Source organism: Synechococcus sp. CC9605, from assembly GCF_000012625.1.
In the GTDB taxonomy this organism is placed as follows: domain Bacteria; phylum Cyanobacteriota; class Cyanobacteriia; order PCC-6307; family Cyanobiaceae; genus Parasynechococcus.
This window is the reverse complement of record NC_007516.1, coordinates 299,119-320,084: the sequence shown is the minus strand read 5'-3', so window position 1 is coordinate 320,084 and position 20,966 is coordinate 299,119. Positions and strand designations below refer to the sequence as shown.

Annotated in this window: 21 protein-coding genes and 1 tRNA gene; 12 read left to right on the top strand and 10 right to left on the bottom strand. The window is 60.1% G+C overall.

Going from position 1 to position 20,966, the window contains the following annotated elements:
• Positions 1-4: 4 nt before the first annotated feature.
• Complete coding sequence (locus SYNCC9605_RS01565; protein ID WP_011363340.1) at positions 5-1,945, bottom strand: Rne/Rng family ribonuclease; 1,941 nt, start codon at positions 1,943-1,945, stop codon at positions 5-7.
• A 256-nt stretch (positions 1,946-2,201) separates the two neighbouring features.
• Positions 2,202-4,865, bottom strand: a complete 2,664-nt coding sequence (locus SYNCC9605_RS01560) for a TIGR03960 family B12-binding radical SAM protein (RefSeq protein ID WP_011363339.1) — start codon at positions 4,863-4,865, stop codon at positions 2,202-2,204.
• Between the two features lie 53 nt (positions 4,866-4,918).
• Here SYNCC9605_RS01560 and SYNCC9605_RS01555 point away from each other — a divergent pair, with 53 nt between their 5' ends.
• Genes SYNCC9605_RS01555 through SYNCC9605_RS01545 form a run of 3 tightly spaced genes read left to right on the top strand, consistent with a single transcriptional unit; the run spans position 4,919 to position 7,390 of the window.
• Positions 4,919-6,145 (top strand): LL-diaminopimelate aminotransferase, encoded by a 1,227-nt coding sequence (locus SYNCC9605_RS01555; protein WP_011363338.1) that lies wholly within the window; start codon positions 4,919-4,921, stop codon positions 6,143-6,145.
• 47 nt (positions 6,146-6,192) lie between these two features.
• On the top strand, positions 6,193-6,513 hold the full coding sequence (clpS, locus tag SYNCC9605_RS01550) for an ATP-dependent Clp protease adapter ClpS (protein ID WP_011363337.1): 321 nt from the start codon (positions 6,193-6,195) through the stop codon (positions 6,511-6,513).
• 4 nt (positions 6,514-6,517) lie between these two features.
• Positions 6,518-7,390: a CPBP family intramembrane glutamic endopeptidase gene (locus SYNCC9605_RS01545; protein WP_011363336.1), complete on the top strand. Its 873-nt coding sequence runs from the start codon at positions 6,518-6,520 to the stop codon at positions 7,388-7,390.
• Here the strand turns inward: SYNCC9605_RS01545 and SYNCC9605_RS01540 are convergent.
• Positions 7,330-8,919 carry a photosystem II high light acclimation radical SAM protein gene (locus SYNCC9605_RS01540; protein WP_011363335.1) on the bottom strand — a complete coding sequence of 530 codons (1,590 nt, stop codon included), beginning with the start codon at positions 8,917-8,919 and terminating at the stop codon, positions 7,330-7,332. The two genes, SYNCC9605_RS01545 and SYNCC9605_RS01540, sit on opposite strands and share 61 nt — an antisense overlap.
• A gap of 171 nt (positions 8,920-9,090) precedes the next feature.
• On the opposite strand from SYNCC9605_RS01540, the gene psbA reads away from it, so the two are divergent.
• From psbA to aroC, 4 genes are all read left to right on the top strand, one after another.
• Positions 9,091-10,170 (top strand): photosystem II q(b) protein, encoded by a 1,080-nt coding sequence (gene psbA / locus SYNCC9605_RS01535; protein ID WP_006850357.1) that lies wholly within the window; start codon positions 9,091-9,093, stop codon positions 10,168-10,170.
• Positions 10,171-10,390: 220 nt separating this feature from the next.
• Positions 10,391-11,149 carry an aspartyl/asparaginyl beta-hydroxylase domain-containing protein gene (locus SYNCC9605_RS01530; RefSeq protein ID WP_011363334.1) on the top strand — a complete coding sequence of 253 codons (759 nt, stop codon included), beginning with the start codon at positions 10,391-10,393 and terminating at the stop codon, positions 11,147-11,149.
• A complete protein-coding gene (locus SYNCC9605_RS01525) occupies positions 11,146-11,604 on the top strand; it encodes a cupin domain-containing protein (protein WP_011363333.1) in 459 nt (152 codons plus the stop codon). Before SYNCC9605_RS01530 ends, SYNCC9605_RS01525 begins: the two co-directional genes overlap by 4 nt.
• Positions 11,605-11,643: 39 nt before the next feature.
• A complete protein-coding gene (gene aroC, locus SYNCC9605_RS01520; protein ID WP_041435385.1) occupies positions 11,644-12,738 on the top strand; it encodes a chorismate synthase in 1,095 nt (364 codons plus the stop codon).
• A gap of 19 nt (positions 12,739-12,757) precedes the next feature.
• Here aroC and SYNCC9605_RS01515 read toward each other — a convergent pair whose 3' ends face one another.
• The 5 genes from SYNCC9605_RS01515 to SYNCC9605_RS01495 all read right to left on the bottom strand — a co-directional run bounded on the left by SYNCC9605_RS01515 (position 12,758) and on the right by SYNCC9605_RS01495 (position 17,965).
• The gene (locus SYNCC9605_RS01515) at positions 12,758-13,225 is read right to left on the bottom strand and encodes a hypothetical protein (protein WP_011363331.1); all 468 of its coding nucleotides are present in this window, start codon (positions 13,223-13,225) and stop codon (positions 12,758-12,760) included.
• A gap of 62 nt (positions 13,226-13,287) precedes the next feature.
• Complete coding sequence (locus tag SYNCC9605_RS01510) at positions 13,288-13,932, bottom strand: bifunctional 4-hydroxy-2-oxoglutarate aldolase/2-dehydro-3-deoxy-phosphogluconate aldolase (RefSeq protein WP_257929884.1); 645 nt, start codon at positions 13,930-13,932, stop codon at positions 13,288-13,290.
• A 28-nt stretch (positions 13,933-13,960) separates the two neighbouring features.
• Positions 13,961-15,811: an ATP-dependent zinc metalloprotease FtsH gene (ftsH, locus tag SYNCC9605_RS01505; RefSeq protein ID WP_011363329.1), complete on the bottom strand. Its 1,851-nt coding sequence runs from the start codon at positions 15,809-15,811 to the stop codon at positions 13,961-13,963.
• Positions 15,812-15,855: 44 nt separating this feature from the next.
• Positions 15,856-17,028, bottom strand: coding sequence for a sulfate adenylyltransferase (sat, locus tag SYNCC9605_RS01500; protein WP_011363328.1), 1,173 nt, complete (start codon positions 17,026-17,028; stop codon positions 15,856-15,858).
• A gap of 106 nt (positions 17,029-17,134) precedes the next feature.
• Positions 17,135-17,965 (bottom strand): photosystem II manganese-stabilizing polypeptide, encoded by an 831-nt coding sequence (locus SYNCC9605_RS01495; RefSeq protein WP_011363327.1) that lies wholly within the window; start codon positions 17,963-17,965, stop codon positions 17,135-17,137.
• 120 nt (positions 17,966-18,085) lie between these two features.
• On the opposite strand from SYNCC9605_RS01495, the gene SYNCC9605_RS01490 reads away from it, so the two are divergent.
• A complete protein-coding gene (locus tag SYNCC9605_RS01490) occupies positions 18,086-18,391 on the top strand; it encodes a hypothetical protein (protein WP_041434341.1) in 306 nt (101 codons plus the stop codon).
• On the opposite strand, the gene coaBC is transcribed toward SYNCC9605_RS01490, so the two are convergent.
• Both coaBC and SYNCC9605_RS01480 read right to left on the bottom strand, forming a co-directional pair.
• The gene (gene coaBC, locus SYNCC9605_RS01485) at positions 18,364-19,650 is read right to left on the bottom strand and encodes a bifunctional phosphopantothenoylcysteine decarboxylase/phosphopantothenate--cysteine ligase CoaBC (RefSeq protein WP_011363325.1); all 1,287 of its coding nucleotides are present in this window, start codon (positions 19,648-19,650) and stop codon (positions 18,364-18,366) included. The genes SYNCC9605_RS01490 and coaBC overlap by 28 nt on opposite strands.
• Positions 19,640-19,840, bottom strand: coding sequence for a protein IsiD (locus tag SYNCC9605_RS01480; protein ID WP_011363324.1), 201 nt, complete (start codon positions 19,838-19,840; stop codon positions 19,640-19,642). Before SYNCC9605_RS01480 ends, coaBC begins: the two co-directional genes overlap by 11 nt.
• Positions 19,841-19,906: 66 nt before the next feature.
• On the opposite strand from SYNCC9605_RS01480, the gene SYNCC9605_RS01475 reads away from it, so the two are divergent.
• The 4 genes from SYNCC9605_RS01475 (at position 19,907) to SYNCC9605_RS01465 (ending at position 20,926) form a co-directional block, all read left to right on the top strand.
• Positions 19,907-19,979: transfer RNA gene (locus tag SYNCC9605_RS01475), tRNA-Ala, on the top strand.
• 8 nt (positions 19,980-19,987) lie between these two features.
• Positions 19,988-20,125 carry a hypothetical protein gene (locus SYNCC9605_RS14990; protein WP_198002463.1) on the top strand — a complete coding sequence of 46 codons (138 nt, stop codon included), beginning with the start codon at positions 19,988-19,990 and terminating at the stop codon, positions 20,123-20,125.
• Positions 20,126-20,169: 44 nt separating this feature from the next.
• Positions 20,170-20,370, top strand: coding sequence for a hypothetical protein (locus SYNCC9605_RS01470; RefSeq protein ID WP_011363323.1), 201 nt, complete (start codon positions 20,170-20,172; stop codon positions 20,368-20,370).
• Positions 20,371-20,545: 175 nt separating this feature from the next.
• Positions 20,546-20,926 (top strand): DUF565 domain-containing protein, encoded by a 381-nt coding sequence (locus SYNCC9605_RS01465; protein WP_049749403.1) that lies wholly within the window; start codon positions 20,546-20,548, stop codon positions 20,924-20,926.
• Positions 20,927-20,966: the final 40 nt, after the last annotated feature.

Below are 20,966 nucleotides of genomic sequence, written 5' to 3'. Positions count from 1 at the left end.
CGGCTCAGACCGTGGCGACAGCAGAAGAGCGGCGACGGCGACGGCGAGGCTCCTCAGGCTCAGCTGGTTCCACCACGGCCACAGGCTCGGGCTCAGCCGGTTCGCTGATGGGAGCCGGTTCTGGTTCGGTGATCGTCAGATTGGTCACCGCCTCCAAGGGGGTGATCTCAACCATCAAGGGAGCCGCCTCATCCGGGGCGGATGAGGTCACGACAACAGGCGTCTCAGAAGAAGAGTTCGATGTGGGCTGACTCGCCCCATTGCGTGAGCCAGAACGACCACCCCGTCCGCCGCGACGACGTCGCCTTCCGGAACTGGCCGCCAATTGCTGACGCGCCGCCTCAAGCACCTCCTGCTCATCCTCACCAGGACGCACAACCCTGACAACGACGTTGTCGGATGCAGGGGGCTCCTCCAGCAACAGGGCAGGGTTCAACCCCAGCCAACCAAACAACTGCTGTTGCTCGTCCGTCATCGGGACGGCAACCATTTCAGGATCCTGACGACGGGCAGTCGCGGGCTCCTGAGCCTCTTGGGTGGAGACCTCAGGGGCAGCGGTGTCGGACGTCTCTAGCGGAAGGACGGCATCCTGACTGCCGCGCCCTCGACCACCGCGCCGCCGACGGCCATTGCCACCGTTCTCTCCTGGCGCAACAACTTCGGCGCGGGCAGAGGCCGCCGAACGCACCAATCCCGTGGCCGTCGCCAGAGGTTGAAGCAGGTCTTTGCCGGGGAGAACGGCCACATGGCCCAAACCACCACAGCTGGGGCAGGCCCGACCGAACAGTTCATAGATGTTCTGCCCTTGTCGCTTGCGGGTGAGTTCCACCAGGCCCAGTTCGCTGAGCTGTGCGATCTGCGGGCGGGCTGAGTCGTCACGGACAGCTGTCGTGAAATACTCCAGCAGCTGGAGCTGATCACGGCGGGAATCCATATCGATGAAGTCGATGATGATTACCCCACCGATGTTGCGAAGCTTGAGCTGGCGAGCGATTTCGATCGCCGCCTCACAGTTGGTCCACAGCACAGTTTCGCGCGCATTGGCCGACCGTGTGAACGAGCCCGAGTTCACATCGATCACAGTGAGCGCTTCGGTGGGCTCGATGATCACGTAGCCACCGGACGGCAGATCAACCCGTGGCTTCAGCGCATCGCGGATAGCTGCATTGACCTTGTAGTGCTCCAGCAACTCGCTGGGTTCACTGTGCGCTTCCACCAGCACATTGCTGGCATCAGCACCGAGGAAACTGCTGACACGACCCACAGCGGCGGCATCTTCCACCACAACCCGGGCCAGATCCGGGCCCATGTGGTCCCGCAGAATCCGATGGATGAAGTCTTCGTCGCGGTTGAGCAGCACCGGCGGTGCAGCCGTTTCAGCGGCTTGCTGAATCGCCTCCCACTGGCGTAGCAAGGATTCCAGATCCTCAATCAATAATTCTTCGCTGATGCTGTCGGCTTCCGTACGGATCAGCAGACCAGCTCCAGGCGGCTTGATCAGAACACCCAGTGCACGCAGACGGTTCCGTTCTGCATCGGAACTGATGCGCCGGGAGATATTGACTCCCTGGCCATGGGGCTGAAGCACCAGGTAGCGACCTGGCAGAGCCAGATTTCCCGTCAACCGTGGGCCTTTGGTGCCGGTCGGTTCTTTCATCACCTGAACCAGAACCTTTTGGCGAGGCTCCAGAAGTTCAGTGATCCCAGCCGAACCTTTCTTCAGACGCAGCGGCCCAAGATCGGTGACATGAATGAACCCGTTTTTCTCACTCTCACCGATATTGACGAAGGCAGCATCAATGCCTGGCAGAACATTTTCTACCGTTCCTAAATAGACATCTCCGATCTGATAACGACCCTGCGCGACGATTAGTTCATCAACGCGTTCATCGGTTAGCACTGCTGCGATGCGCAGCTGCTCCGCGATGACAATTTGCTGGGGCATAAGAGAACTGGTTGAGCCCTATTGAGGGACAAATCCGTTGAGGAACCTGCCGGTTCTCCCTCACGGGTTGATGGAAAGATCTGGGCTGGTCAGCAAGACCAAAAGGTTGCGGAGCAGAAACTCCTATGAATCAGGCTGGGGGGTTCCAAAAAAGACCGCCATACAAGCCGTGATGTGGACCTCGATATCCGTGTTGGATCAGACAAGACCGGAACAAGGTTGGCCTCGACGGACGAAACACCTGTTCTGTGTCAAATTAGCACTGCGCATCGAGGAGCAGGGCTTCTCGGGCCAAGCGTTGCACCTGCAAGGGCTGGCCAACGTTCTCGGCAAGCCAGTGCTGAATCTGAGCAGGGCGCAAGCTTCGGCCCATCTCATCAACCGCTGCTTCCAAGCGAAGCCGAATGGATCCATCGGGGTTCTGATCCGTCACATGCAGCGCCTTCAACGCGGGGCGGCAATCCCGCTCCCGGGGGCGGCCCTTCTTATCGGTGTCATGCCACACCAAGCTTGTGGCCTGCAGGAGCTGATCCACCGCCGCATGCCAATCCAATGGCATCGAGGCCTGCGCCTCCGGCACGAGATCAAAACACCAAACAGCGCTCTTCAGTTCTTGCGAGAGGCTTTTGCCACTGACGGGGACCTCGGCTGCCGCTAGCAGCTGAATGCCCTCCGGCAACAACGGCTGGAGCGTCTTGCAGAAGTGATTGGGATCCAGGGCCTCAGTGAATTCAAGGTCCATCCACTCGCTCTCGGCCTCAGCGCCGAGGGGCAGGGCCAAGGCGATCTGAATCCGCGGCAGGGGATGAAACCCGCCGGTGAAGCTGATCGGAAGAGCACTACGACGCAGGGCCCGCTCCAACATGCGCATCAGGTCAAGATGGCTGAGCAGCGCCATCGATCCCGTTTTGGCGAATTGCACCCGGATGCGGCAGACCCGTTCACTGGGCGGCGCCTGGGTTGGCACCTGGGTTGGCACCTCGGGAGCGGAAACCACCACGTTGTGGCCGAGATCCGGGCCGCAGACCCCACAACTGCTGCAGCCATCAAAGGAGCAGTCGGGCACAACTGCCGCTGCCAAAGCCCGTTGCAGATCGTCGGCCAGCCAGGCCTTGTCGATGCCGGTGTCGATGTGATCCCAGGGGAGCGGCTGAGCACAGAACGCTTCCAGGTCCTCCCGATCCAGGGCAGCCACAGCACTCCAGCCACCCATCTCCATCTCCCGGTAATGCCCCTCCAGGCCAGCATCCGCGATGGCTCCGGTCCAGGCGGCGTAGGTGCGATCCAGCGACTCGAACCAGGCATCCATGCCGGCACCGGCCCGCCAGGCAGCCTCGATCACCGGAGCAAGGCGCCGATCGCTGCGGCCTACGAAATCCTCCATGGCCGACAGCCGCACATCGGTGAAATTCACCTTCGCGCCGCGCAAACGCCGGAAGGCCTCCTTGAGCAGGGCCTGGCGGCGTTCAAACTCGGCCGTAGAGACGCTATGCCACTGAAAAGGGGTGTGGGGCTTGGGCGTGAAATTGCTGATCGTGATGTTCAGGTTCAGTCGACCCAGGTCACGGCAGCGCTGCTGCAGCATCACGCAGGTCTCGGCAATGCCGAGAACATCGGCATCCGTCTCACCAGGGAGGCCGATCATGAAGTACAGCTTCACCTTGCGATAGCCGTTCTGCATGGCCGTGCGGATGCCATGCAGCAGGTCGTCATCGGTGAGGCCCTTGTTGACGATGTCGCGGAGGCGCTGTGTTCCTGCCTCGGGCGCGAAGGTGAGACCCGCTTTCCGCGTGCCGCCAAGGATGTGAGCAATATCTTCATCGAAGCGATCCACCCGCTGACTGGGCAGTTGAAGTGTGACGTTCTGATCGGCAAGGCGGTTGCGCAACTCAACCCCCACCGCCGGGAGTGCCAGATAGTCGCTGCAGCTCAGGGAGAGCAGCGAGAAATCGCTGTAACCGGTTTGTTTCATGCCGGTCTCCACTGCTTCGATCACCGCTTCGGGTTCCACATCCCGAGCCGGACGCGTCAACATCCCGGGCTGGCAGAAGCGACAACCCCGGGTGCAGCCGCGGCGAATCTCCACCGTGAGACGGTCATGGACTGTTTCCACATGGGGCACAAGGCCCATGGCGTAGTGGGGCATCGGCGTTGCCACACGCCGAAGAACCCGCGCCGGGACATGAGGATGAAGCGGCTCAAGGGTGACCCCATCGGCGCCAGTTGCATAAAGAGAAGGCACATAAACGCCAGGGACCTGCGCCAGATCGCGGAGCAGTTGCAATCGGGTCAATCCATCCCCTTTGGCCTGCGCCACCACCAGACCGATTTCGGGCAACAGCTCCTCACCGTCACCCAGGGCGATGAAGTCGAAGAACGGGGCATAGGGCTCTGGATTGCTGGTAGCCGTAGGACCGCCAGCAAAAATCAGAGGAGGTGCTGCAGGATCATTCAGCAGCAGATCGCCCCGATCAGCGGCGCGGATGGGCACCTGCGCGAGGTCCAACATCTCAAGGATGTTGGTGGCGCCCAGTTCATAGCTGAGGCTGAAGCCCAGGATGTCGAAGGCCGGCAAGGGCCGACGGCTTTCCACGGCAAACAACGCCTGGGAGCGCTCCCGCAAGCGGCCCGCCAGATCGGCCGCCGGCAGATAAGCGCGATCACACAACTGCCCGGGAACGGCATTGAGGATTGAATAAAGAATGATGTGGCCGAGGTTGCTGGAGCCGACCTCATAAATCTCGGGGTAGGTGAGCGCCCAGCGAACGGTCGCTGTCTGCCAGTCCCGTGGTTCAACCCCCAACTCATGCCCCATGTAGCGGGCTGGTTTGTTGATGCCGCTGTCCACCAGGGCATGAAAATCAACCGGGTGATCCAGGGATGAGACGACCACGTCGGATGTCCTGACTCCTGTGGTCATCGTATGGAGCTGCCGACACGGCAGGATGCCCCGCAGAAATAGCTCCCGATTCCGTGGTTCAGGTCAACGGCAATTACCTCAAGCTCAAGGCGGGCTACCTGTTCCCTGAGATCGGTCGGCGCGTCAAAGCGTTCAGCAGCGCCAATCCCGACGCAGCGCTGATCCGTCTGGGCATCGGTGATGTCACGGAGCCCCTGCCGCTGGCCTGCCGTGAAGCCATGAAAACCGCCATCGATGCGATGGGCACCGCCGAAGGCTTCCATGGCTACGGTCCCGAACAGGGCTACGGCTGGCTGCGGGAGGCCATCGCCAAAAACGACTTCCAGGCCCGAGGCTGCGACATCAGTGCCGAGGAAATTTTTGTTTCCGACGGCTCCAAGTGCGACAGCAGCAACATCCTCGACATTCTCGGCGAGGGCAACAAAGTGGCCGTCACGGACCCTGTCTATCCGGTGTATGTGGACAGCAACGTGATGGCGGGTCGCACCGGTGAAGCAGGGGAGATCGGTCGCTATGCGGGACTGACCTACCTGCCGATCAGCGCGGACAACGGCTTTGCAGCGCTGATTCCCAGTGAACCCGTCGACCTGATCTACCTCTGCTTCCCCAACAACCCCACCGGTGCCGTCGCCACCCGGGAACAACTTCAAGCCTGGGTGAACTACGCCCGCGCCAATGGCGCACTGATCCTCTTCGATGCTGCCTATGAGGCCTTCATCCAGGATCCGGAACTCCCCCGCTCCATCTTTGAGATCGAAGGAGCCCGGGACTGCGCCATCGAATTCCGTTCCTTCTCGAAAAACGCCGGCTTCACTGGCACCCGCTGTGCCTTCACCGTGGTGCCCAAGGGGCTGAAAGGCAAAGCAGCCAACGGCGAAGCCGTGGAACTCTGGGGGCTGTGGAACCGACGTCAGAGCACCAAGTTCAACGGTGTGAGCTACATCATTCAACGCGGAGCTGAGGCGGTTTACTCCGAAGCGGGTCAGGCCGAAGTGAAAGCTCTGGTGAGCTTCTACATGGAGAACGCCGCGATCATTCGCCGCGAACTCACTGCTGCAGGCCTCACCGTTTATGGCGGCGAACACGCCCCCTACGTCTGGATCAAGACCCCTGAGGGTATGGATTCCTGGGGCTTCTTCGACCATCTGCTCAACAAGGCCAACGTGGTGGGCACACCCGGCAGCGGCTTTGGCGCCGCGGGCGAATGTTATTTCCGCTTGTCCGCCTTCAACAGCCGCGCCAATGTGGATGAGGCCATGGCTCGCATCAAAGCCCTGTGAGCCGCTCCCTCTCCCTATTCCATTTAGATTTAAAAGGATTCGGATCAATGGTCATGGCGGTGGAGTCTCCCAGCCAAAAACCAGGTGGTGCAGCTGTTCTGGACAAGGCGCCAGAGAAGGTTCGCAAGCGGTCACCCCGCTACAAGGTGCTGCTGCACAACGATCCGGTGAATTCCATGGAATATGTGGTGGCCACCCTGCAGCAGGTTGTGCCGCAACTCAGCGAGCAGGACTGCATGGCGGTGATGCTGGAGGCCCACAACACAGGCGTGGGCTTGGTGATCGTGTGTGACATCGAGCCGGCTGAGTTCTATTGCGAGACGCTGAAATCCAAAGGCCTGACGAGCTCAATCGAGCCTGAAAACTAGAGCGATGCTGCAACCGCTGAACAGGTTCCTCCTGCTTCATCCGTTCTGGCTGCCCACGGTTCTCTTCATACCCCTGCTTTACGCACTGGGCTGGCTCGCTGCAGTCCCGCTGACCCTGCTTGGCCTGCCTGCAGAACGGGTCTCCCTCACGGGAACGGTGCTGAGCTTTGTGCTGTTCATCGCGCTGATGCCTCGATGGGTCGCCACGCGTTGGTCGGCTGAACAACCTTGGGCGGCCCTGGGCGTCTGCCGATCAAACCGGCAAGTACAACCCGCGCCTGCAGCAGCTCTTCTCAAAGGTCTTCTCCTTGCCGCAGGGTTGCTGACGCTGATCACGAGCATCGTTTTGATCGGAGGATGGGGGAATTGGCGAGGCGAAGTGAGTGCAACTCAGCTTACGAATGCTGTGTTGCTATGCCTCGGCGTTGGCTTTGCAGAGGAATTGATTTTCCGCGGCTGGCTCTGGACGGAACTCAACCAATTGACGGGCTCGCGTCGTGCAGCCTTGGCTCAGGCCAGCATCTTCAGCCTCGTTCACACACGCTTCAACCTGGGACTGGGTGCCATGAGCGCCCTGCTGATCGGCCTGTTTCTTCTGGGATTGGTGCTGGCCAGACAGCGTCAAACTAACCACGGATCACTTTGGGGCTGCATCGGCCTACATGGCGGACTTGTCGCTGGATGGTTTTTACTGCAGAGCGGCTTGCTTCAGCTGTCAACCAATGCGCCGTCGTGGTTGGTGGGCCCAGGAGGAAGCGCCCCAAACCCACTTGGGGGAGCTGTCGGACTGATCAGTTTGCTGATCCTGCTGCTGATTCAGCGCACAGCAGTTGCCAAGGCAGCACGGCCTGCCACAGGGGCTCGCAACGCTTCTTGAAGCGAAGCCACACCGTAATCCCTTTCGAGGAGTGACATCACTGTGCGACCGAAATCTGCAGGATTGCGATCAAAAGCCTCAAGACACACCCGGCCAAAGGTGCTCCCCATCGGCTCGGGGTTCCAGAGAAGTTTTCGCGCCGTCCACGGCATCATGCTCATTGGGTTGTAACCAGGCTTGATCAAACCCTGATCAAAACCGTATTGCTCCAAGTGGGTATGGGGCTGCAAACCGATGAAGAAGATCGCTGGCTCCACGAGATCAGCACCGAAAATGGCTTCCAGCTCACGGTGATAAGCCACGGTCTGACGGATCGTTTCCGGCCGCTCGTCGATCACATTGAAGGAGTAATTCACCGACACGTGATCTCGGAAGCCCGCATCCGCGAGCATCCGACAACTCTCCAGAACGGTGCGCAGGTTGTACCCCATGCGCATCTTGCGGACGAGCTCCTGAGAACCGGACGTAATGCCGATCTCGAAATAACTCATGCCCGTTTCAACCATGAGCTGAGCCAATTCGGGGTCCAGATTGTCGGCGCGGATGTAGGCGGCCCAACGAATGCCGGTCAGCCCTTCAGATTTGATCGCCCGCAGCAGTTCCTTGGCGTCTTCGATGTAGCGCCGCGCAGGAATGAACTGAGCATCGGTGAACCAGAAACCACGCACCCCGCGGTCATAAAGCTGGCGCATCTCTTTCACCACCTCATCGACAGGGTTGAGACGCACCTGCTTGCCTTCCACCACCGTGTAGACGCAGTAACAACAGTTGTGAGGGCAACCGCGCTTGGTCTGAACTCCCACGTAGAAATCACCACCTTCCAGGTACCAATCCAGCTGGGGCCAGATCGAGGCGATGTAGTCGTAATTACAAGCGGTTTTGGGCCTACTTTCCGGCTGCTCATGGATCAGGCCTGAACGTGGCTTCTCCCCAACCACGAAGCAACGTTCACCCTCAAGGGAGTGACCCTGGATCAACTTCTCCAGCAGCGGCTCCCCCTCACCGATGGACACAACTGTTCCCTTGGGGAGCGACTTGCCGAGTTGCTCATAGAACACACTGACGGCTCCACCGCCGAGAACTGCTCTGGCCGCAGGCTGGTGGCGTCGCGCACGTTTCAAGCCCTGACGCACCAGACGCTGGTTTCTGTGCAGCTCGCCGTAATGGCTGCTCATCAACTGAAGCCCACCCAAGGCGCCATGCAGACGTTTCAGTGGATTTCGGGCATAGAACACCTCAAACGAGTTCTGTAGGGGGTTGCCGCCACGGCCATCGACCGGCGCATAGATCTGAATGTCTCTCCAGGAAAAAACCAGCAGCGTCGGCTGGAACTGATCAACGGTGGCGTCCAGCACGCGGTGGACATCCAGCACCGGCAGTGCCGCCAGGTCAAGGATGCGCTGGGGCATCTCCGGAAAACACTTGTGGAGATGGTCGGCGAGATAAATGGGTCCGATCGGAAAGATCGGATTGCAGGGCAGCCGCACCAGCAACACCCGTTCTTCTTGTGGTGCCACGTCAGCTGCCATGGGGGTTTCGGGACGCTAACAAGCGCTGCCGCCAAAAGGGATGAAGGCTTCTTAACAACAGCTTCATCAAGTCAGCGACACACAGCGCAAACTTCCTTTACACTCCCCACCAGGCAGGGCTCTCCTGCCCTTCCTTAAACCGTTCCTTCGGGGACATTTCTTTCCGTTCTCATGACCACCACCCTCCAGCAGCGCTCCGGCGCTTCCAGCTGGCAGGCCTTCTGTGAGTGGGTCACCTCCACCAACAACCGTCTGTATGTCGGTTGGTTCGGTGTGCTGATGATCCCCACACTGCTGGCTGCCACCATCTGCTTCGTCATCGCTTTCGTCGCCGCTCCTCCGGTCGACATCGATGGCATCCGTGAGCCCGTCGCTGGCTCCCTGATCTACGGCAACAACATCATCTCTGGTGCTGTTGTTCCTTCCAGCAACGCCATCGGCCTGCACTTCTACCCCATCTGGGAAGCTGCTTCCCTCGATGAGTGGCTGTACAACGGCGGCCCCTTCCAGCTGGTTGTTTTCCACTTCCTCATCGGCATCTACGCCTACATGGGTCGTGAGTGGGAACTCTCCTACCGCCTGGGCATGCGCCCCTGGATCTGCGTTGCCTACAGCGCACCTGTCGCTGCAGCCTCCGCTGTCTTCCTGGTTTACCCCTTCGGTCAGGGTTCTTTCTCTGACGCAATGCCCCTGGGCATCTCTGGCACCTTCAACTACATGTTGGTGTTCCAGGCCGAGCACAACATCCTGATGCACCCCTTCCACATGCTGGGCGTCGCAGGTGTTTTCGGCGGCAGCTTGTTCTCCGCCATGCACGGCTCCCTGGTGACTTCCTCCCTGGTGCGTGAAACCACCGAGAGCGAGTCTCAGAACTACGGCTACAAGTTTGGCCAAGAGGAAGAGACCTACAACATCGTGGCTGCCCACGGTTACTTCGGTCGCCTGATCTTCCAATACGCCTCCTTCAACAACAGCCGTAGCCTTCACTTCTTCCTGGCTGCCTGGCCTGTTGTCGGCATCTGGTTCACCGCCCTCGGCGTGTCAACCATGGCCTTCAACCTGAACGGCTTCAACTTCAACCAGTCCATCCTTGATGGTCAGGGCCGCGTCCTGAACACCTGGGCTGATGTGCTGAACCGTGCCGGCCTCGGCATGGAAGTGATGCACGAGCGCAACGCTCACAACTTCCCCCTCGACCTGGCTGCTGCTGAGTCCACTCCTGTGGCTCTGCAGGCTCCTGCCATCGGTTGATCTGGAATCAACAAACGATTCAGATCAACTGAATCGGAAAGCCCCCTCCTCGGAGGGGGCTTTTTGTTGTGCATGCACTTTGTTGAGGCCGATCAACCGCGATCAGATAACGCCAACACTGCCTGGAACGACTAATCCAATCACCGCCACACAGATCCGCCTAACCCCTCCGTATCGAGATCAGCATGCAAAGCTCCTCGATCGAGAGAGCCGGCACAGCGTGAGCAGCTCAAAGGCAAAGCGAAAACAACTCACCACCATCCAACGCGTGATCCGCTGGGGACCATGGCACTACCGCTTCTGGCGCGAAATCGCACGCTGGTGCTACGAGCAATCGCTGCACAACCCTGCAGTAGTTCCGGCGGACGTCGGCTTCCCAGCCCATCGGCAGCTGCTGGAGTGTTATCAGCAGATCCGTCAGGAGACGCTGGAAGTGGCCCTCTCGGGGCGCTTGCCCGCCAACCACGACATCATGCAGCAACAGCGCACGCTGTATGAATTCGACCGCAAGATCTGGGGGATGCTGCCCTTACGGGGATATGGCTACAACTACCCCGCCAACCAAGCGCTGATCCCCTCACTGCGGAGCTTCCTCCAGCATCACCCTGACGTTGTTTCGGCTGCCGTGAGTCTGTTCCCCCCCGGGAAGGTTCTAAGGCCTCACAAAGGCCCCTTCAAAGGGGTATGGAGATATCACCTGCCGTTATTTGTGGAGGATTTTGGCGACGGCCGCAGTTCCTGCGAACTGACGATTGATGGCCAGAGCTATCACCTGCAGGAGGGTGAAGGATTTCTCTGGGACGACACCTTCATGCACTCCGCCATCAATCGCTCCAGCCAGCCAAGGGTGGTGTTGCTGTTCGACGTGTTTCGCAAAGACCAACCGTTTTGGCTGTTTGGGATGAGCTGGATCTTCCTCTGGGTGGCTCAGATCTGGCAGCACGTGCAGGACATGCGCGGGCGTGCAGGACTGCAATGAATCAGACGGAAGCCCTGATCCAGCAGCTCGGCCTGATGCCCCATCCGGAGGGGGGCTGGTACCGCGAGTTGCATCGCAGTTCAGACCGAGTGCAGCGACAGGACGGTGCCGAGCGATCTGCCTTGACGGCCATTTTATTTTTGCTGCCCGCCGGTGCTGTGAGTTGCTGGCATCGGGTGATCGGTGCGGACGAAGTCTGGACGCACGTTGATGGGGCAACCCTGGAGCTCTTGCAGTGCCAGGCCGATGGCACAGGGCTGCAACGTGATGCGTTGCAGCCATCGAACCCCGTGCAGGTTGTTCCTGCCAACGCCTGGCAGGCGGCGAGGAGTCTGGGTGACTACTCCCTGGTGAGCTGTTGTGTGGGGCCGGGGTTTGACTTCTGCGATTTCGAGATGGCCCGGCAGCAACCTACGACAGAACGCCCAAAATTGCCCCATCCGGAGTTGATCTGAACCGATGGCTTCGTAGCCTCTCCGCATCGATCAATGGCCATGGGCAGCAGCTTCGGCGACCTCTTCCGGATCAGCACCTTCGGTGAATCCCACGGGGGAGGGGTGGGTGTGATTGTTGAGGGCTGTCCACCACGGCTCAACCTCAGCGTCGAATCGATTCAGGCCGAACTGGATCGACGCAAGCCAGGCCAGAGTCACATCACCACACCGCGCAAGGAAGCGGACCAGGTGCAAGTTCTCAGTGGCCTGCTGGATGGCGAGACCACGCTTGGCACCCCAATCGCCATGGTCGTGCGGAACAAGGACCAACGGCCGGGGGATTACAAGGACATGGCGGTCGCCTTCCGCCCATCCCATGCCGATGCCACATACCAGGCGAAATATGGAATCCAGGCCCGCAGCGGTGGGGGCCGTGCATCGGCGCGGGAAACCATCGGCCGTGTCGCTGCAGGTGCAATCGCCAAGCAGCTGCTGAAACAAGCGGCAGGAACTGAAATCCTGGCCTGGGTGAAGCGGATCCACAACATCGAAGCCTCCGGCATCGACCCGCAACGGGTTCAGCTCAGTGATGTAGAAGCCAACATCGTGCGATGTCCCGAATCGGCAGTAGCCGAGCGGATGGTTGAGCGCATCGAAGCCATCGGCCGCGAAGGTGATTCCTGCGGCGGGGTGATCGAATGCGTGGTGCGCCATCCCGCCGTTGGTTTAGGCATGCCGGTGTTCGACAAACTCGAAGCCGACCTCGCCAAAGCTGTGATGTCGTTACCGGCCACCAAGGGTTTTGAAATTGGATCCGGTTTCGATGGAACGCTGTTGAAAGGCAGCGAGCACAACGATGCTTTTCTGCCGAGCGACGACGGTCGGCTGAAGACCGCCACCAACAACTCCGGCGGCATCCAGGGGGGCATCAGCAATGGTGAGCCGATTGTGATCCGGGTAGCCTTCAAGCCAACGGCCACGATCCGCAAAGAGCAGCAGACCATCGATTCCGATGGCAAGGCCACCACACTCGCAGGGAAAGGACGGCATGACCCCTGCGTTCTGCCACGGGCTGTACCGATGGTGGAGGCGATGGTGGCACTCGTTCTGGCTGATCACCTGCTGAGGCAACAGGGGCAATGCAGCCTTTGGTGAGCACCACCATTCGTTCAAATCAAACGGAACCCACCGCTGAGCTGACGTTGGAGCTCGCCGCCGCGGCGGCCGCTTTCGTTTTTGCCGCGCTACGGGTTCGGGTGCGGCGGGCGGGCTTTTTGCTGGCCTGAGGCTTGGCTGAGGCTGGTTTCTTGGCGGCCATCGTTTTCTTCACGGTCCGGCGTGCACGGCCGGTGGTGCCACGGCTGCGGTGACTCAACACCAAGGCCCACTCTTCATCACTGAGGGTGGATGGCTTGCTGCCATGGGCATAGGACAGCTTGGCCGCCTTCTCGATGTCCTTGATCAGATTCGTCCAGGACGTCGCGAAACGCTTGTCGGACTGCGATTTCGCGCCGCTTTCCACCAGGGTCTCCACAACACCTGCAGCCGAAACCTTCTTGCGCCGGCGATTGAAGATCTCCTTCTGAAGCTGAGCGATCAGGGCATCGGCCTTGTCGCTGAGCTTGATCGTGAGCTGCGACATGACGCAGTTGGATAGCTATCTCATCTGTAGCATCCTGGACGCATGTCGACCAGTGGTTGGCATCAGCGCTGGGTTGTCGATTGGCGCAACCAGTCCAGAAGTGCCTGAAAGGCAGGCGGCGATCCCACCACCCTGCGGCCCAGGGCAACGGCTCCATGCCCAGCCTCCAGCCATGCGGGCAAATCGCTCACCTCAAGACCACCAGCAGCAATCACAAAGGGCAAGGGGCCGAGGGGTGCCCGCAAGCGGCCCCAATACCCAGGCCCAAGGTTGACGGCGGGAAACAACTTGACGACTCGACAGCCGAACTGAATGGCTTGATGCACCTCCGTGGGGCTGAAAACTCCAGGCACCAACAAAACACCAAGCTCTCTGGCATGCTCCACAAGCTCCGGACACCAGCACGGTGCCATGGCATAGCTGAGATCCAGCCGCGAAAGATCGTTAAGCGCCTTGGAGACCGTCACCGAGGCCGCCCCCAGATTCAGTCCAGGGCAATGGTCCTGCACCCGTTGCATGAACCCCATCCAGCCTGGCTGGTCCAGCCATGCCACCTCGAGATGCCGAAGTCCTGCAGCATGAAGCTGCTGCACCTGTTCCAACAAACCCGAGCCTGAATCTGAAGCCACGAGGTCGCCTGGCTCAGGACGAATCACCAATAAAAGAGGCTGATGCTGCAGGGATGCCACCAAGAGCTCCTGCCGCACCAGCCAAGGGTTGGAAGACGAATCGAAATCAGACGTATTCGGCGACCCGGACGTCACGTTTGATCAGCAGCTCCTGAAGCTCTTCAGCATCAACAGTCTCCTGCTCAACGAGCATCTCAGCCAATTCATCCAGAACGGCTCGGTTATCGACGAGAACCTTGGTGGCCCGCTTGTAGGCCACATCCACCAGCTCGGAAACCTCTTTGTCGATCATCGCGGCGGTTTCCTCAGAGAAATCACGCTCTGCAGCAATGTCGCGTCCAAGGAACATGCCGCCTTGCGCACGACCAAGGGCAACGGGCCCCAGCTCGTCGCTCATACCGAATCGGGTGATCATCTGACGCGCGGTTGAAGCAACCTGCTGGAGGTCGTTGGAGGCACCCGTGGTGACCTCATCTTCGCCGTAAACAATCTCTTCAGCAACCCGGCCTCCAAGGGCCACGGCCATCTGGTTCTGGAGATAAGCCCGTGAATACAGGCCGGATTCCATCCGCTCCTCACTGGGGGTGAAGAAGGTCAGACCGCCGGCATTACCGCGGGGAATGATGGAGATCTTCTGAACTGGGTCGTAGTCAGGCATCAGGGCACCCACAAGGGCATGGCCAGCCTCGTGATAGGCAACAAGGCGAGCACGACGCTCACTCATCACGCGGTCCTTCTTCTCAGGACCCGCCATCACCCGTTCAATGGCATCGCTGATTTCGTCGTTGCTCACTTCGGTGAGTTCGCGACGGGCCGCAAGGATGGCGGCTTCGTTGAGAAGGTTGGCCAGATCAGCGCCGGTATAGCCGGGTGTCCGGCGGGCAACCTTGTCGAGATCAACGTCCTTGGCAAGGGTCTTGCCGCGGGCATGGACGCCAAGGATCTGTAGACGTCCGGAATAGTCAGGGCGATCCACGGTTACCTGACGATCGAAACGACCGGGGCGCATCAGAGCAGCATCGAGCACGTCCGGGCGGTTGGTGGCCGCCACGATGATGATGCCGGTGTTGCCCTCGAAACCATCCATCTCCGTCAGGAGCTGGTTCAGCGTTTGCTCTCGCTCGTCGTTACCACCGCCGAGACCTGCGCCCCGCTGTCGACCAACGGCGTCAATCTCGTCGATGAAGACGATGCAGGGAGCGTTTTTCTTGGCTTGCTCGAAAAGGTCACGAACGCGGCTTGCGCCAACGCCGACGAACATCTCAACGAATTCAGAACCGGAGATCGAGAAGAAGGGAACACCTGCTTCGCCCGCCACGGCTTTAGCGAGCAGGGTCTTACCGGTACCGGGAGGTCCCACAAGCAGAACACCCTTGGGGATCTTGGCGCCGACCGCCGTGAAGCGATCAGGGTTCTTTAGGAAGTCGACAACCTCAGTCAGCTCAAGCTTCGCGCCTTCAATGCCGGCCACATCGGTAAAGGTCACTTGGGTGGAGGGCTCCATCTGAACCCGCGCCTTGCTCTTGCCGAACTGCATGGCTGGATTGCCACCACCACCACCCTGGGCGCGCCGGAAGAGGAAGAACAGACCACCAAGCAGAAGCAGAGGGAAGATCAGACTTCCAGCAGCCTGCTGCCAGCCGGGGGTCTGACGGGAGGGCTGCACAGCGATGTCCACGCTGTGTTCGGTCAGCAAACCGAGCAGCTCACGATCAGGGGCCAGGTTGACCTGAGCACGACGGCCGTCGTTTTCAACCACCTGAGCGGTGCCCTGATCGGGAGAAATCAGCACACGGCTGATTTGGTCGTCCTTCACCGCCTCAACGAACTCGCTGTAGCGGATGGTGTTCACCTGGGGCTGGCTGCCACCACCGCCACCAAAGAACGCTGGTGCAATCACAACGATCGACAGAACCAGAAGGGCTCCGAGACCGATATTTCGCCAACGCTTGTTCACAGGTCGCCTCGTAGATGAAGGAATGTTAAACCGGTTCTCAGTCTTCAGGCGGCGCGGAGCACCTCAACCACGCTCTTGAAGGCGAACCACTCGGGAATCTCCTCACCACCGCGAAGCATCTTGCGGAACTGGGTGCCGCTGAGCTTCTTCACGTGCAGACCACGGGCTTCGGCATGCTCCGCCGTCACGTAGCCCTCTTCCTGGGTGTAGACGAGGTTCAGGGAAGGAACCGTTTCCATCGTTAGTTCGGGGGCGCACTCCTTAGCGAAGTTCTGCGCGTCGTAGGGGCCGTAGAAGTCGTCACCGGTGAGAGACGATTTGCAACCGGCCATATCGCGGCCAATGATGAAGTGAGTGCATCCGTAGTTGCGGCGGATGATCATGTGCTGCAGCGCTTCACGCGGACCTGCCATATGCATGGCGTAGGGCAGGTAGGCCCAGCGAATGCTGTCGTTGTTCACTTCGGTCGCCAAACGCTCGTAGGTCTGGAAGCGAACAGCACCAGGGATGTCGTCCTGCTGGGTGGGGCCACAGGTGGGATGCACGAGCACCACGGCGTTGTCACTCACGTTCTGTGCATGCAGAGCACGGGTGAATAGCTCGTAGTGCGCGCGGTGAATGGGGTTACGGCACTGGAATGCCACCACGTCCTCGCCTTCGGGAAGGCCTGCACGCACCTCAGCCGGGGTCTTGCAGGGGAAGACCCGCTCGGGAAGTGCAAGGCCCTGGAGGCTTCCACCCATGTAAAAGCGCTTGCGCTCCATCGTGATCATCCGCACCGCAGGGTGCTCGATGGAGGTGGTGCCGTAGCAGCCCTTGGCTTCGGCCACTTTGTTGGGTTCCCACTTGTCCTCCACCTCAAAGACGGCCAGATCCTGACCCTTGTAGGTGAGGAGCAGCTTGTCGCCCACCACCACGTCGTCGCGATCGGTGTCCATCACGATCGGCAGACCGAACAGCTGGCCCGCGGCCAGACGATGACCACTGACCACAGCGTCGTAGTCCTCCTGGTGCATGAAGCCACGCAGGGGCGAGAAGCCACCAACGCAGAGCAGCTCCACATCACAGGCGTTGCGATCGGAACACTCGATCGTTTTGGTCGCGGTGGCTTTCACAGCGGCGCGATCCACCTCGGCCACCATCAGATCGACCAGCGTTCCGCCGTAGGGAGCAATCACAACGGATCGCTGGGCGGGAGCAGAAGCTCTGGCGGTCATGACTTCAGGGAAAGATCGGGCGATTCTCCCAGATCGCCGGAAGATTGCAATGGGCCAAAAAAAAGGGGGGCTCAGCCCCCCTTGCAACCAGTTGTGATAGCCCCGATCAGGCCTCTTCAAGGCGGCCGTAGAGATCACCGGTGATCTTGATGTCGACCACTTCACGACCACCCATGTCGGAGTCGGAGGGTTGGATGGCGCTGAACACACCAGCGAATTCACCGGTTTCAGGATCGACCTTGGTGATGGACAGGCTCATGGTTCCAACGCCATCGATGTAGCGCTTGTTGTTGTCCTTCTCGAGCTGCTCGTCGTCACCACCAAGGGCCACGAGGCCTTGGGCGTATTGAACACCAGTGGTCAGGGCACGACCCTTGGGATCGATGAAGTTGCTGGTGCGGTAGCTGGGGGTGCGGTAGGTGCCTTCAAAGTCGGTGCTGGTGGTCAACGCCGAACCCTCAGCAGTGGCGTTGAGTGACTTGCTGGAGAACGTGAAAGGGAACTCCTCGCCACCGGGCACCAGAACGGTGATCGGCTGGAAGTCGATGCCGCCTTTCTCCTGAAATTGGAGGCCGGATTCCGTCACCTTCAGATCACCAAAGACTGAATCGAGGCTGGAGGTGTAACGGGTGAGGATCTTGCCCTCAACAAATTCCGCCTGCTGGCGAATGTTTTTGGGCTCCTCCTTTGCGTAAACCTGCACGGGGTGCATGCAGATCTCACGCAGCTCGTAACTGCCGCCGGCATCCAAAGGAATTGAACCCCGTGCCGAGTCACCGATCGTGGGGCAATCGTTGGCTTTGCCGGTGTTGTGGATGTCGTCGTAAGTGACGTTGGAACCACCACGCTGGACTGCATCACTGTCGCCACTGCAGGCCGTAGTGAAGAACGCGAGGCAGAGCGCCAGCACGACGGCCAGCAGAGGACGAATGCGCATGGAAAGTGCCGATCGGCTGAACGCTAATGGGGACGGAATGCCGTCAGATCTGGATCTTACAGGGCGAAAAATGACGTCAGGGCTAGCCTTTTGCAGCTCTCAACAACTTGTCGAAAGCACGTGACATCCAACGATCCCGATTCGACCCAGGCACGGATGGCTCCGGCACTGGCCGCCCTGGGCGAGCTGGCAGAGGAGTTGAGGGGGAATCCAGAAGCACTGCTCACCCTGCTGCGTGAGCTTGAGGCCCTGCATCGGGACGTTCAGGACGGTCCGTTTCGTCAAAGCCTTCCTGAAAACCGGCAGAAATTGTTCACACTTCTGCAAAAAATGGAAAAAAACGGCGGCTGGCCCTACATCCCCCGGCTTCAGTTGCGCACCTTCATCGACCTGCTCGGTCAAGACTCCATCGACGCCGCGGCCTGATCCCGAGCCTCGATCAGAGCATCAAGCAATTGATGCGCCAGAGAGAGCTTTGCCGTCACAGGCAGCTCTCGTCTCCAGCCATCTCCGAGCAACCAGCCTCCATTCGGCTGGTCTCCGAAACCCTGACCATCACGGTCCACGGGATTCACCATCATCAGATCGCAGCCCTTCGCCAGCCGCTTGCTTTCAGCCCGCTCCAGCAAATCGGCATCACTGCCTGTGAGCGCTGTGAAGCCGAGCACCAGCTGTTCAGAACGGCGTTGGCGGGTCAGGTTTGACAGCAGATCAGGCACCTCAGTCCAACCGGAGGTCAGAGCCTGCTGAAGCTCCAGCTTGGTCAGCTTGCTTGGAAGAGGCCCATCCCGCCGAAGGTCAGCAACGGCAGCAGCCATCACGAGCACATCGGATCCGGGCTGAGCCAAGAGCAGAGCTGAACCGAGTTCGGCGGCACTCTCCACCGCAGTGCATTTGAGGCCCTCAAGCCAGGCGTCGGGGAGGTCCAACGGGCCATGCACCAAATGCACGCTGGCACCACGGAAGCGTGCCGCCTGCGCCAAAAGCACTCCCATGCGACCGCTGCTGCGGTTGCTCAGGAAACGGGCCGGATCAATCGACTCCTGGGTCGGTCCGGCTGAAACAAGAACGGACAGCCCCGACCAATCAAGGGTCACGTCGGGAGTGCCCGAACCGCGGCTGAACACAGACGCAGCTGCCAGCTCAATCAAGAGCGGATCGGCCATGCGCCCATCGCCAACGCGATCACAGGCCAACAGGCCTGACGCTGGCACGAGCGGGACCACTGCAGGAAAGGATTGAATGCGCAGCCAGTTGCCTTGCACCGCGGGGTGGCGCCACATGGCCGTGTTCATCGCCGGAGCTGCGATGACCGGAACTTCCGTTGCCAGCAGAACGCTGGCGAGCAACCCATCAGCAGAACCCTGACTCCAGCGCGCCAGGCTGCTGGCACTCAAGGGCGCGACGATGATTAACTCCGCCCACTCCGCCAACTCGATGTGCAGCGGTTTCGATGCAGCGGGGTCCCACTGGTCGGCCTCGAGGTAGCAGCGATGGCGACTGAGGCTGGCGAGGGCGACGGGGCTCACCAGGGCCGCGCCACTGGCGGTAACAAGACAGCGCACCTCAGCACCGGCCTTGATCAGCGCGCTGACGAGCAAAGGCGTCTTCACAGCAGCAATGCTGCCGCTGACGGCCACCAGCACACGCCGCCCGCACAGTGGCGACGCCTGCTCAGTCTTCATCAAAAGGTTCTTGGTCCACCAGGTGGTGGTACGGGAGGATCAGTTCGGGCCTGTGGATGGCCAGTGCCCGAAGCAGGTGCCAATCCGAAAGGCTGTCGAAAGGTGAGGGGTAGTCGTCCTCCTCAAGCCGGCGGGCGAGCTCGGCCGTCGATGCCTCATCAAAAGCGTCGAGCCGTTCCTGCGTGAGCATCAAGCAGTCCCTAGACGACATCAACGGCAGTTTGACTCAGGCCGTGCCGGCTAGCGTTGGCTCACCGGGGAATTAGCTCAGTTGGTAGAGCGCTGCGATCGCACCGCAGAGGTCAGGGGTTCGAATCCCCTATTCTCCACTGCGGTTTTGCAGCGTCGTCTGCCACTGATCGGCCTGTTTACCCTTGTGGTTCTCAGCACCGTGGCACGACCGTCAGCCCTGCTCACCTTCACGCTCCTTGCCGCGGCCGGTGCGATAAGTCGCGCCCCATCACGCCGCACCTGACCCACCATGAGGTAAAAGAGAGTTGTTGAACTCCCCCGTAGCCGATGTCGCAATCGAAGCGCGAGCAGGTCGTGAGCCACCTGCGCTACATCCGTCAGGAGCTGCGTGAAATGCACCAGGGTGTGATGGAAGACGGCCTTCTCCCCGAAGCGGGCGAAGTTCGGGGTGTGATGGCCCAAATGGAAGCGCTGCTGGAGCTCCTCGAAGGCAAAGCGTCCAGAAAAGCGAAGGCTGAGTCCAAATAACTTTCTGCGCAAGCCATTGTCAAAGCCCTCAGCTCTGGCTTTGCTGCGCCAATCCCCATCACCTGGCCCGGGCTAAGCCCGGGTTTTTTTATTGAAATCTCCTATCCGTAGTGTCTGATGCCTGCAGGTTGCCCAGATGTTGTGTATAGAAGGGAGGCAGGGGCATGGCCGGGTGATGGGGATCACTGGTTTCAACCCTGCCTCTTCCCCTGAAACCCATGCCGTGCGACGGCTTCAATCCACCCGGCTGCAGACCAACGCTGGAGCAGCGCTCCAAAGGCTGGAGAACTGGGCACGCAACCCATGGCGGCGATTGTCTTTGCTGGCGATTGCCGGGTTGATTGGCTTTTTGATCGGCACCGCGATCACTCCGGTGGCCGGTGTTCTCGGTCAAATGGACCCTGTTGCAGCGCTGTTGGTAGTGCTGGGCACTGAGCTCACAATTCGGCGGCAACGCAGCTCCGAGCCATCACTGAAGCTGCCCCAACAGCTCCTCGATCTTGGTCGTATCGGCTTTCTCTACGGCCTCTTTCTCGAAGGGTTCAAGCTGATCTGAAGCAGAACCGTTCAAAACAGCCAACCCAGACTGCAATTCA